We start from the raw sequence: 11,251 nt of genomic DNA, 5'->3' as shown, positions 1-11,251 counted from the left end.
GGGGGAGGCTGCGGTGAGGGGGGGGGGAGCTGCGGGGGAGCCTCCCGTGTGCGGGGTGCGGGGGGAGTTCCGGCGGGGCTGGGCGAGGCGCGGCGGGGCGAGGCGCGGGAGGCGCGGCAGCCGTCAGCTGGTGCGGCCCTTCGCGTCGAACCGCTTCATGCGGTCGAGCACCGAGTCGGCCGTCGGCCCGTACAGCTCGTCGACGATGCGCCCGTCGGCGAGGAAGACCACCCGGTCCGCGTAGGAGGCGGCCACCGGGTCGTGGGTCACCATCACGACCGTCTGCCCGAGTTCCCGCACCGAGTTGCGCAGGAAGCCCAGCACCTCGGCGCCGGAACGGGAGTCGAGGTTTCCGGTCGGCTCGTCCCCGAAGATGATCTCGGGGCGCGACGCCAGCGCGCGGGCCACGGCGACGCGCTGCTGCTGGCCGCCGGAGAGCTGGGCGGGACGGTGCCCGAGGCGGCCGGAGAGGCCGACCATGCCGATCACGGAGTCCAGCCACTGCTTGTCGGGCTTGCGGCCCGCGATGTCCATCGGAAGGGTGATGTTCTCCAGCGCGGTCAGCGTCGGCAGCAGGTTGAACGCCTGGAAGATGAACCCGATCTTGTCCCGCCGCAACTTGGTGAGCTGCTTGTCCTTCAGCGAGCCCAGCTCGGTCTCGCCGATCCGCACGGAGCCGGACGAGAAGCTGTCCAGTCCGGCGACGCAGTGCATCAGCGTGGACTTGCCGGAACCGGAGGGGCCCATGATCGCGGTGAGCTCGGCCTGCCGGAAGTCGATGGAGACCCGGTCCAGGGCGACCACCTGGGTCTCGCCCTGGCCGTAGATCTTCGAGAGTTCCGTAGCGCGTGCTGCCGCGAGGGTGGAGCGGTCGGCGATGGGTGCGGTGGTCACGGGAGGGCTCCTGTCGGTGCGGCGGTACTGCTCGGGGACGCTGTCCATCGTTCCGTCCGCGCGGCGCCGTGTAGTCAACCGCTGTTCCGGTTTCGGGGGGCGACTTCGGTCGGACGCCCGGGGCCGGTGTCATACCTGCGGATGACGGGCGGCCCCGACCCGTACCCCGCCAGGGGCGGACGCCCGCCGACCGGACAGGAACGGGTCGGGCGTCCCGGCCGACACGGTGAATTCCCGTCATTCCGCATACGCCGCGGGCCGTCGCACGCAAGGCTGTTGGCATGTGCTGATGGCGAGTTGCTGAACCTGATGATCCCTCAGGCGCCAATAAAATAAGACAACATCGGTCCTCCCGCCCACGGCCCGGGAGGCGCGCCCCGATAGGCTCAAGACGCTCGACGCGGAGCCCATGGCCTGCCCGGATGGTGGAATGCAGACACGGCGAGCTTAAACCTCGCTGCCCCTTCGAGGGCGTGCCGGTTCAAGTCCGGCTCCGGGCACCACCGCTGTCGCACGGGGGACCGGCGGCAACGGCCCCACGGGGCCGGCGTTCCGTTCTATGCACCGTGAGTGCACAGGCGGCTACTTCCTCGGCACCAGCTCAGAGTTCGCCGTCAAGGCACAACGGGCTGATCACGACCGCCCCTGTCCCAGGTGACCAGGCCGGGCGTCTCTGCCCGTGCCTGCTGTACGACCACTGCGACGCCGAGGCAGGCACGCCAAGAGGCGCAGTCAGCTTGTGCGGGACCTCGGCCGTCAGGCGGCCGGCCGGTGCAGGTCGAGGACCATCGCCGTGTAGAAGGGCGCTTCCTGCCACGGGTGCGAGAGGCCTACCTTGCGGTAGCCCCACGTCGCGTAGGCCGTCTGGGCGGGTGCCGCTTCGGGCTCGGGGCGGACGGTGAGGGTGGCGCGCTCCACGTCCAGGCCTTCGAGCAGCAGGGTGTGGAGGGTCTTGGCGACGCCGAGGCGCCGCCATCCGGCGCGTACGGCGAGTTCGAGAGTGACCCAGGTTCGGCTGCCGTCCTCGCGGGTGAAGTCGTCAGGCAGGTCGACGTCCTGGACATTGGCCCACCACGGGCTGTCGGCCGGGAGGAGGAAGCCGTAGGTGAAGCCGACGACCTCCGTGCCGTCCCGGGCGATGATCAGCCGCATTCCGGGGCGCTGCACGTGGACCTGGTAGTGCTGGATGAACTCGGCGACGTCGCTCGGACCCTCGCTGTACGGCGGCTCCTTGTACACCTCCTCATAGGCGGAGAGGAAGGCGTCGAGTTGCCCCGCGGCTTCCTCGCCGTCGAAACGCTCGTAGGTCAACTGTGCCGGCGTCACGCCGCCCCTTTCATCTGTGCGTACTCGGTCAGCTCGTCCACGGCCTGGCGTGCCGGGGCGGCGTCGTGCTGTCGCAGCAGGGTCGTCACCTCACGAAGTTTCCTCGTGACGCGGCCGGACTCCACTTCTTCCAGGTGCTCCAGGCTATCCACGGCAAGGGCGGCGCCTTCATCGGCGTCTCCCGACCGGACGAGGCTGTTCGCGAGGGTGAGGCGGTACAGGGCGCGGTTGCGGCCGTAGGTGCGGTCCTGGTGGGCGAGGGCCGCGCGGAGGAACTGGACGGCGGAGCCGTGGTGACCCAGCTCGGTGTAGAGCATGCCCTGGGAGTAGTCCAGTTCGGCCTGCCCGTGGAAGGCCGCCCATTCCGGAGCAGGGCGGCCGGTAGTGCTGCGGTCGATGAGGTGCATGGCCTGGGCGAGACGCTGGCCGGCTGTGCGGCCGTCATTCATGAGGGACAGGGCTCGGGCTTCGCGGGCGGCGATGATCGACCGCAGTGTCGGAGAGCCGAGATGCGTTGCCCGTTCCTGCGCGGCGCGGGCAAGTTCGAGGCCTTCGCGGGGCCGGCCCTCGTGGCACGCCTGGAGGCTCATGGAGGAGAAGACGAGGACCTGGAGGTTGGCGTCCTTGAGGACCGTTGCGGTGGTCAGGGCCTCGCCCCAGTGCTGGCGGGCGCCGTCCTGGTCGTCGGCGTCATAGGCGAGCCAGCCGCAGTGTTCGGCGACCTCGCCGGCGAGGAGATGCAGCTGGCGGCCGATGGTGCCGGGGTAGGTGCGGGTGTTGAGGATGCGGCGGACTCGGCGGAGGTGTCGCACGGCCAGGCTGCGGACGTCGTCTCCGCCGTAGGCGTTGTCGAGCTGGAGGAGAGAGTGCAGGCCCTCGCGGAGTTCGAGGAGGTGGACGGTGCCGACGGCTCCCGTCGAGCTGACGGGGGTCAGGGGGCGGGTGTGGGCCGGCAGGGCGGCGGCAGCAGCGACACCGATGCCGTCGGTCATGAACTCGCGACGATCCACGGGTGACATGCCTCTCTGTGCGGGAAGCGGTACGCCTCCCACGGTGGCACCTGGTGGTGGTCCGGGGAAGCCGAGCAGGTGAGGGCTCACGCCGAACATCGCGTGCAGGACGCGCCAGGCCCGGACGCGTGGTGCCGGCGGTGCGGGTCTTTTCCACCGGCGGAACTGGCGGTCCGTCACCGAAACGGGCTCGCCGAGGACGTCGGCGGTCGCATGGAAGGCGCGTAAGAACTCCGCTGGTTTCAGCCACCCGTGCTCGATATATGCCTGTTCGAACGGCGTCAGGACGTCCATCCCGGCACCTCCAGTGATCTGTTTCACATCGACGGTAGCGGCTGAACGGCCGGTGGATGTCCGGCCGTCGGGATAAGTCCGGCGAAAAGTCCGCCTGGACGTCCGGACTGGCGAGTTCTCAGGGAGTTGGCTGTGTGAGGGAGCCAGCGCGCTGCCGTTGCCCATCGAGCCAGACCCGTTTGGGAGTGCTGAGCGATGACGAGCACACACACGACCGGCGGTCCGGTCGACGCTGTCCCGGCCGTGAGTGCACCGGCCGGCGTCGTGACCACCGCGGTGGAGCGCGCGTTGAGCGCGGGGCACTGGCTGCTCGTATCGGCGCCGTTACGGGCGCAGGCGCGGGTCGAGTGGGAGGAGCGTGGCGCAGCCTGGCTGCGGCCGGGAGTCCTGTTCGCGGCCGTGTCGATGCCGGCGGACGTCCTCCACGCGGCACTGGGCTCTAGCAGCCCCCAGGAGTGCGCCGGTCGCATCGTCGAGGAGGTGGAGCAGGGGCCGGTGTTCTACAGTCCGGACGGCTTCCAGCAGAAGGGCTCGTACACCGCGCTCGTCCCCGCCCGCGTGGCCCGGCTCAGGATTCTGTTGCCGGGCGCGGTGACGTGCCCTCAGCGGGCGCTCCTGCTCGTGCCCGCCCCGGGGCGCACCGAGCCCGAAGAGGGCGGCCCGTGGTGGGTGTCGCCGCCCAGTGGGCCGGCGCTGCTGTGTCCGCCTGAGCGCGTCGCCGAGCTGGCCTGTGCGGGCCGCGCCCACCTTGTCCGCAGCAAGGGCCGCCGCGATGCCTGAGGCCTTTTCCTACGCTCCGGCTGCCTTCGTGGTGACCGCTCCCTCGGGGGCGGCCGGACAGAGCTCCGTCAGGCAGACCGAGGTTGGTGCGTGCGCCATGATCCAGACCGGGACGGGGCTGCTGCCCGCCTACTCCCAGTCCTTGCCGAGAACTGCGGCGTCCGCCGCCCGGGCCCGGCGCTTGGTGGGTCTCGCCCTGGAGGTGTGGGGGCTGACCGGTGTCCGGGACGCGGCCGAGCTGGTCGTCAGCGAGCTGCTTGCGAACGCGGTCCAGCACGCCCGGCGCGAGACGGTTCGCGTGATCGTGACCCGTCTCGCCGCCAATGAGGTCCGAGTGGCTGTGGTGGATCTGTCGCGCGAGCGCCCTGTGCTCCGTACGGCTGACGCCGCCCAGGAAAGCGGGCGCGGACTGGAGATCGTGGAGGCCCTGAGCCTCGGCAGGTGGGGCGTCGACCCGATGCCGTGGGGCAAAAGAGTCTGGGCCGACCTGGCCGTCGAGTGGGGCCCTCGTGAATGAGCGGCGGCGACAGGTCCTCTACGTCCTCGTCCTCGGACTTCTCCTTGTAGTCCTGTACGCCGGCATCGCGGTAGCCGCCGGCCTCTGACTCCGCCCCGGGGTTACGCCTCCGTCGTGCCCCGGGGCGGGCCCGGTCGGCGTGCTCGTTCGGGTGCGCCGGGCCCTACCCAGTGCGTAAGACCGAGTGCTCAAGGAGGCACCCGTGACCATTCCGACGTTGTCGTCCGTGTCCCCGCCTGAGACCGACTGGACCGCGCTACGGAACTTCGCCGCACTGCGCGGACAGTTCCGCGTCTCGCTCACTCCTCTCTGCAACGAAGCTTGCTGGTTCTGCCACAATGAGGGGGATGTCCCCCCGCCGCTCACCCGCCTGAACCGAGAGGCACGGCCCCGGCCCGGAGAGCTGACCGCCGACGACTACACCAGCGTGCTGCGGGAGGTGATCGCGGCCGGCCTCAAGCGCGTGTACTTCACCGGCGGGGAACCGCTTCTGTCCGCGCTTGCCCGACCCGTCCTGACCGATCTGCCCGACGTCGGCGCGGACGGCTCGTACACGCTCATCACGAACGGCAGCCTCATCCGCCGCAACGCCTCCTGGCTGGCGACCGCACCGCTCGACAAGGTGAAGGTGAGCCTGCACTACTTCTCCGACGAGAGCCTCTTCGAGATCGCGGGCGTCCGGTTCGGGATCGGGAAGATCCTCGACGGTATCGACGCGGCCCGGGACATGTTCGAGCGCGTCGAGCTGAACACGCTCCTGCAGCGGGAGAACAAGCACGAGGTTCTGCCGATCCTCGACTACGCCCTGGAGCGTCGCCTCCCGGTCCAGTTCATCGAGCTCGTAGACACCGACTTCAACACGGGGCACCGGGACTCAGCCGTCCCGTCCGAACCGCTCATCGACCACCTGCGGACCCTGACCAGCGACGAGCGCACAGAAATCGCCGGGGTCGGCCAGGGCCGCCGCGTCTTCCGTATCGACGGGGTCGAGGTCGACATCATCCAGCGCGCCCTGGGCCGTCACCATGTCGGCCAGTGCGGAACCTGCCCGCTCAAGCCCCGGTGCGTCGAAGGGTTCTGGTCTCTGCGCATGGACCACGCCGGCGGTATCCAGCCGTGCCTCCTCCGCGACGATCTGCGCCTGGATATCCGACCGCACCTCGCCGACCCGGGGGCCGCCGCGCCAGCCGTCGCCCGTCACCTGTCCGCCTTCACGGAGGGGACCCTGTGAGCCCCCTGCACGGCGCCTACACGCCGGGCGCCCCCGCTCGGAACGGGCCGTTCATCATCCTCGAAGGCATCTCCGGCATCGGGAAGTCCACCCTCGCCCGCACGCTCGCTGCCCGCTTGAATGCCGGCTCGCTCCACACCGTGCCCGACTTCTACATGCCGTGGGCGCCCGTGATGAACGCCCGTACCCGGGCCCTGCCGCAGTTCGCGTTCTACCTCTCCGGTGTCCTGCACGCCTCCGACATCATCCGCCGCGAGCTGGCCGCCGGCCCGGTCGTCTCCGACCGCTACATCTCCTCCGTCCTGGCCTACCACTCCGCCGTCCATGAACTCGGGCTCCGCCAAGTCGCAGAACTCCTCGCCCCGTTCCGCCCCTACCTGCTCGCCCCCGATCGCACGTTCTACCTGAGGTGCACGGATCAGACACTCCGGGAACGGATGTCCCGCAAGCAGGACTTCAACGAGGACGACGACGCCATGATGAACGTCCCGGGACGGCTCGCCAGGCTCCGCGAGAACTTCGACAAGGTGGCCGCCGATGACCCGACCGGCGTCATCCTCGACACCGACGACCGCACCCCCAGCGAACTCGCCGACACCATTACCGAGTACCTCATGGAAGCGAGCACATGACCGTCACACCGAGCCTTCAAGACGCCTCCGTTGTCGTCGCCCTTGACACTGACGGGCGTGTCGCCGTCCTCGGCTCCCGCAACGCCGAACACGGTGAGATGTTCCTACCGGGCGGACGCCGCGATCCCGGCGAGGACGCCGAGCTGTGCGCCCGACGTGAGCTCCGGGAAGAGGCCGGTGTGCGCGCCCGCACGTGGCGGCACCTCGGTACCTACGCCGTCACCCTGGGCAGCGACGCCCGCGTATCCCTGTTCCTCGCCGAGAGCCTCACCCTTGGCCCTCAGGAGCTCAACGACACAGAGGCCGACTTCAAGCTCTCCTGGTGGCCGCTCGCCGATGCCATCACCGCGGCCACGGAGGGGCGCTTTCTCCTGCCTGCCGGGCCCCTCGCGCTGCTCCTGGCGGACCGGCTGACTCGCGGGTGAGTCGCTGCCGGTCGCCGGCTCAGCTCGGGACGCCGAGGTCGATGCTGGTCGTATGAGGGAGATGCATCAGCCTCGGCCGCAGCGGTGCGTCCGGCCTCCGAGAGAGGGGAGAGGCCGGACGCTTGCGTTGTACCGAGGGGACCGAGGCGAAACGCCGCAGGTCAGAGGGTGTGTCGATACGGGTTCAAGTCCGGCTCCGGGCACCGTCACCCTGACGGTGCCTGACCAGAGAAGGCGGCTGGTTGGCGCCGTACCTCTTTCGTGTCGTGGGAACGCACTGGGAACACATCCCCTCTACATCCGGCCCATGGCATCTGCGCACGCGCGCAGGAACAAGGCCGGCGAGGTCACCAGCCACCAGGTGAAGTGGGGGCCGGGCGGTCGGCGGACGGCTCCGTGGCAGACGGAGACCTTCGACCGGATGACGACGGGAAGACCGCCGCGGAAGCCTTCCGCGGCGGTCAACGAGAACCATCAGCAGTGGCCACCGGGATGGGTGAAGGGCCAGGCGTACATCGACCCGACCGTCGACGGCGACGGGCCCCCATACCTGTTCGACGCCTACGCCCGCGAGTGCATCAAGAACAAGACAGGCGTCGAACAGCGCTACCGGCAGGACTGCTACCGGGAGCCGGAGATCTACCTCAGCCCGACGTTCGCGCATTGCGACGTCCGCTCGACGGAGCACTTCAGCAAGGCGACGGTCGCGGCCTGGGTCAACAAGATGGGCCGATCGCTGTCAGGCGGTGGTGGTGAGTCGGCAGGCGTCGCAGCCGGTGCCGCGCTCGGGCCACTGGAGGAGAAGTTCGTGGTAGGCGGCGGCACGCCGGTCGTCGGAGGGCTGTTCCATGAGGGTGCGGATGCGCCCGTTGACCTGTTGCTGCGCGTCGCAGCAGGGGCCGTCCGGCCGGGTCGAGGTGGGCGTACCGACACGACAGGGGGCGGGTATGACACTCGGTACCTGCCCGGCGTGTTCTCTTCTGCGTTCGAGGTGACTGGTGTGCGGCTGCCTCGGAACGGACTGATCATGGCTGCCCCTGCGCCCCCGGTGACCGAGCCGGACCACTCTGTCCGCACCTGCCCCGGTGACCCGCGGGCCGTGCGCGAAGTGCCAGAGGATCACGCACAGGTACGGTCCGGGCGCCCGCAGCTCCCTGTGCGACTACTGCGACGACTGCGACGCCGAAGCCGTGGTGAGGTAACGCGCACCAAGCGGCCGGCCTCTGCTCCGTAGGACGGCCCGGTCAGCGCTTCGTTTCGCCGAGGGCGGCGCGGAGCCAGTCGAGGGAACCGGTCTCCAGGGCAGCGTCTGCGAGGGCCTGGCCTCGCTGGGATTCGTCAACCAGGCCGACGTGCAGTCGGCGTCGCGTCAGTCGGGAACCTGTTGCTGCTTTGCCGCACCGCGAACGCGGTGAGAGCGAGCACGACGGCCACGTGGTGGCGCTCCCCTCGTGAGTCGCGCGGGTCCGGCACCTCGGTCAGCCGCACCAGCAGGTTCAGGAACTCCTCGGGTCCGTCCCGGGGACTCTCACGCAGTGGGCCAAGGGCGGACGGATCAGACACGATGCGTCGGCACGGACGGTCTCCCCCTTGGGCCGCGGGACGTAGAGGACCTCGTGGTCCTGGAAGCCATGCCTGTCACGTTCCGGAAGCAGTGCTGAGCTTGGCAGTTCGCTCCCTGGGTGAAGTTCCACGCGCCGTCCCGGCCTGTCCGAGATCACCTGCGACCGCGGTTGCGTTGAGGCCTGTCTCCCCTATGACGATGGCTTTGGGAAGCAGACGAACCTGAGCTTGCGCTTGCTCTCCTCTGCGGAAGGTAGTCAGCGACGTTGGACGGCATTCGGCTGTGTGAATGGGATGACGTCGAGGTCTGCACGTTGAAGTTGCGACTGAGCTCTCCCCGGACGCGGTTGACCACCTCGCGCTCAGTCAGCCGCGCCTGGCCGTGACCGCGATGAAAGTTGACGAAGGAGGCGATACCGCGAGCGGATTCACGTGTTATGGGGAGGGTGAATGAATAAGGACCGGATCCTCCCCTGTGAGAGGAAAAAGCCCTGATCGGAGGCGCCGCGGAATCGTAACTTGCCGAGCCGCCGTTCGGGAAGTTTTCGTCGTGCCTGGGATGTGCCGCGCTGAGGACCCCGACTGCTTCGGCACCCCAGGGAAAGTAGCCGGTGATCAGGTCGTTGGTTTCGCGCAACTCGCCAGTCAGCACATAGATATTACGGGTATCGGGCTCTCCCGCCATATTGATGCCGTTCGGCCCACCAGGCAGTAGCCCGTCTGCTGCGATATAGGGCCCGTTGAGCGGGTCTGTCAGGTGCACGTGCAGCTGGACACCGCCGGGCAGGCTGGCTTCGCTGTACGGCTCGGTATCGGACGGGGAAGAGGACGATTGTCGCCCCGCCCCGCTACCGGATCGGTTGGTGGCGCCCGGTATGGGCATCGGTGTGGACACCTTGGTTGACCTCCTTCGCCTGGACACGACAGGCGACTCAAGCGTCATTGCGCCGGCTGCTTCACGTTGTCCTACGTGCGCACGTCCTGGAGGGTTCACATTCTGCGGAATGCCGGGTCCTCGGAGCTCAGCCCGAATTCACCGACGAAACACCTCCCGGGTGAAGATCGATCCCCCCCGAGGTGCTGGTTGACGGGTTGCAACCGGCATCACCGTCGAACAGGCCACACCCGCCCGGCTGTTTCGCGACCACTGGGAAAATCTCCGGTTGCCGGACTGCCGCGGTTCAGTCCGGGCCGGTGCGGTCGGTGGCCGGTGCTGTGGGTGCCGGATGCACCGCCGTGGGTGCCGGGTGCGCCAGGGCGTCCGTCAGGGCGGTCAGTCTCCGGTGGAGTTCCGGATCGTGTGCGGGTTCCGGGCTCCGCGGCCGTCCGGACAGGGACCGACGGAGGGCGGGGGAGCCGGGCAGGCCCGCGCGTGCCGCCTCCGCCAGAGTTTCGAGGTGCCGCCCCGCCCGGCGGGCGTCGGCGGCGTCGGGCGGCAGCGGGCCGCCGAGCACAGTCCAGGACAGCAGGCGGCGCACCGCCAGTACGGCCGGCCACAGCCGGTCCGCCGTGCCGGTCGTGCGGATCTCCTCGGCGGGCACGGCGGCGTGCATGTCCCACAGTTCCGCCATCCGCTGCCAGGCCGTCCCCTCGCAGTCGACCCGCACCGATCCCGTCCGCAGACGCTCCCGCACGGCCGTCCCCGTGGCCGTCACGGCGTTCGCCACCGCCGCGCACACCCGTCGCCCGGGCACACCGCCGAGCAGTACCGCGGCGGCCACCCCGAGCAGCAGACCGAGGGTCAGGTCGAGGAGTCGGAAGGCGGCGAGCCGGCCGAGACCGTCCGGGACGGCGGTGGCGACCAGCAGCAGGGCGACCGGGGTGTTCAGCAGGGTGCGCGCGAGGAGGGCGCCGGGCGGCACGCCCCGCGAGAGCGCGTGCGCGACGGTGGCGACGGCGACGGTCACCCAGGTGCCCGGCTGGTAGGAGTGGAAGACGAGGGCCGTCAGCGCCACCCCGGCGACGGTTCCCGCGAACCGGGCCCGTGCGCGCCGCGCGGGCTGCTGACCCGGCCCGCCCTGCAGCGCGGCGGCCGCGCCCACGGCCACCCACGCCGGGTGCAGCAGCGGAAGTACGGAACCCAGCACGGTGCCCACCGCGACGGCGAGCCCGACCCGGAGGGCGACCGGGAGGCCGGGGGAGGAACGGGACAGCAGGCGGCGCAGCTCCGCGAGCAGGCTCGTGCGGGGCGGCAGCGGCACCGGCCACAGGCCGCGGGCGGTCTCCAGGAGTTGCCCGGGGGTGCACCGGCCGCCGGGACAGGGTTCCGGGGGCACGCGGCCCGCCGCGATCTCCGCGGCCGCGGCCCGCAGCCACACGGCCCGGTCGGGCGGCACCGGGGCCCCGCCCCGTTCCGCCGCGTTCTGCACCGTGTCGAGCAGGGACTCGAGCGCGGTCATGAGGGCGTACAGCGTCATCCGCCGGGGCGCGGGCTCCGGTGCGGGTCCTTCGCCGTGCCCCTGCCGGGCGTTGTCGAGCGCCGCCCACGCACTGTGCACGGCCACGTAGGCGTCCCGCCCGGTGGCGGAGGAGCCGGTGGCGGAGGGGCCGGTGGCGGAGGGGCCGACGGTGGAGGGGTG

General features: G+C 70.3%; 11 protein-coding genes and 1 tRNA gene. 7 read left to right on the top strand and 5 right to left on the bottom strand.

Annotated features, from left to right (window positions below; translation table 11 throughout):
• Window positions 1–123: 123 nt before the first annotated feature.
• Complete coding sequence (locus tag HZS56_RS35700) at window positions 124–894, bottom strand: ABC transporter ATP-binding protein (protein WP_216724965.1); 771 nt, start codon at window positions 892–894, stop codon at window positions 124–126.
• Window positions 895–1,310: 416 nt separating this feature from the next.
• Between HZS56_RS35700 and HZS56_RS35695 the strand changes: the two genes are divergently transcribed.
• Window positions 1,311–1,397 (top strand) — tRNA-Leu (locus HZS56_RS35695).
• Window positions 1,398–1,650: 253 nt separating this feature from the next.
• Here the strand turns inward: HZS56_RS35695 and HZS56_RS35690 are convergent.
• Window positions 1,651–2,220 carry a GNAT family N-acetyltransferase gene (locus HZS56_RS35690; RefSeq protein ID WP_308408234.1) on the bottom strand — a complete coding sequence of 190 codons (570 nt, stop codon included), beginning with the start codon at window positions 2,218–2,220 and terminating at the stop codon, window positions 1,651–1,653.
• Window positions 2,217–3,524 (bottom strand): NsdA family TPR-like regulatory protein, encoded by a 1,308-nt coding sequence (locus tag HZS56_RS35685; RefSeq protein WP_216724964.1) that lies wholly within the window; start codon window positions 3,522–3,524, stop codon window positions 2,217–2,219. The genes HZS56_RS35690 and HZS56_RS35685 overlap by 4 nt, the downstream gene beginning before the upstream one ends.
• Before the next feature lie 195 nt (window positions 3,525–3,719).
• Here HZS56_RS35685 and HZS56_RS35680 point away from each other — a divergent pair, with 195 nt between their 5' ends.
• From HZS56_RS35680 to HZS56_RS35655, 6 genes are all read left to right on the top strand, one after another.
• Window positions 3,720–4,304, top strand: coding sequence for a hypothetical protein (locus HZS56_RS35680; protein WP_216724963.1), 585 nt, complete (start codon window positions 3,720–3,722; stop codon window positions 4,302–4,304).
• 97 nt (window positions 4,305–4,401) lie between these two features.
• The gene (locus HZS56_RS35675; protein ID WP_216724962.1) at window positions 4,402–4,821 is read left to right on the top strand and encodes an ATP-binding protein; all 420 of its coding nucleotides are present in this window, start codon (window positions 4,402–4,404) and stop codon (window positions 4,819–4,821) included.
• Window positions 4,822–5,023: 202 nt separating this feature from the next.
• Complete coding sequence (locus HZS56_RS35670) at window positions 5,024–6,052, top strand: radical SAM protein (protein WP_216724961.1); 1,029 nt, start codon at window positions 5,024–5,026, stop codon at window positions 6,050–6,052.
• On the top strand, window positions 6,049–6,684 hold the full coding sequence (locus HZS56_RS35665; protein WP_216724960.1) for a dTMP kinase: 636 nt from the start codon (window positions 6,049–6,051) through the stop codon (window positions 6,682–6,684). Before HZS56_RS35670 ends, HZS56_RS35665 begins: the two co-directional genes overlap by 4 nt.
• Entirely contained in the window at window positions 6,681–7,109 is a 429-nt protein-coding gene (locus tag HZS56_RS35660; RefSeq protein ID WP_216724959.1) for an NUDIX hydrolase, read from the top strand. The genes HZS56_RS35665 and HZS56_RS35660 overlap by 4 nt, the downstream gene beginning before the upstream one ends.
• 307 nt (window positions 7,110–7,416) lie before the next feature.
• Window positions 7,417–8,343, top strand: a complete 927-nt coding sequence (locus HZS56_RS35655) for a hypothetical protein (RefSeq protein ID WP_216724958.1) — start codon at window positions 7,417–7,419, stop codon at window positions 8,341–8,343.
• Window positions 8,344–8,826: 483 nt separating this feature from the next.
• On the opposite strand, the gene HZS56_RS35650 is transcribed toward HZS56_RS35655, so the two are convergent.
• Both HZS56_RS35650 and HZS56_RS35645 read right to left on the bottom strand, forming a co-directional pair.
• The gene (locus tag HZS56_RS35650; RefSeq protein ID WP_216724957.1) at window positions 8,827–9,567 is read right to left on the bottom strand and encodes a hypothetical protein; all 741 of its coding nucleotides are present in this window, start codon (window positions 9,565–9,567) and stop codon (window positions 8,827–8,829) included.
• Window positions 9,568–9,853: 286 nt separating this feature from the next.
• A partial coding sequence (locus HZS56_RS35645) for an FUSC family protein (RefSeq protein ID WP_216724956.1) occupies window positions 9,854–11,251 on the bottom strand: 1,398 nt, incomplete at its 5' end.

Source organism: Streptomyces mayonensis (assembly GCF_018982965.1).
GTDB lineage: Bacteria > Actinomycetota > Actinomycetes > Streptomycetales > Streptomycetaceae > Streptomyces > Streptomyces mayonensis.
Note: the sequence above shows the minus strand (reverse complement) of the source record. Positions and strands in the feature narration are given on the sequence as shown.

Excerpts from the sequence above, each read along its gene's own strand:
- HZS56_RS35685 (WP_216724964.1), bottom strand. The coding sequence starts at position 3,524 with ATGGACGTCCTGACGCCGTTCGAACAGGCATATATCGAGCACGGGTGG.
- HZS56_RS35680 (WP_216724963.1), top strand. The coding sequence starts at position 3,720 with ATGACGAGCACACACACGACCGGCGGTCCGGTCGACGCTGTCCCGGCC.
- HZS56_RS35675 (WP_216724962.1), top strand. The coding sequence starts at position 4,402 with ATGATCCAGACCGGGACGGGGCTGCTGCCCGCCTACTCCCAGTCCTTG.
- HZS56_RS35660 (WP_216724959.1), top strand. The coding sequence starts at position 6,681 with ATGACCGTCACACCGAGCCTTCAAGACGCCTCCGTTGTCGTCGCCCTT.
- HZS56_RS35655 (WP_216724958.1), top strand. The coding sequence starts at position 7,417 with ATGGCATCTGCGCACGCGCGCAGGAACAAGGCCGGCGAGGTCACCAGC.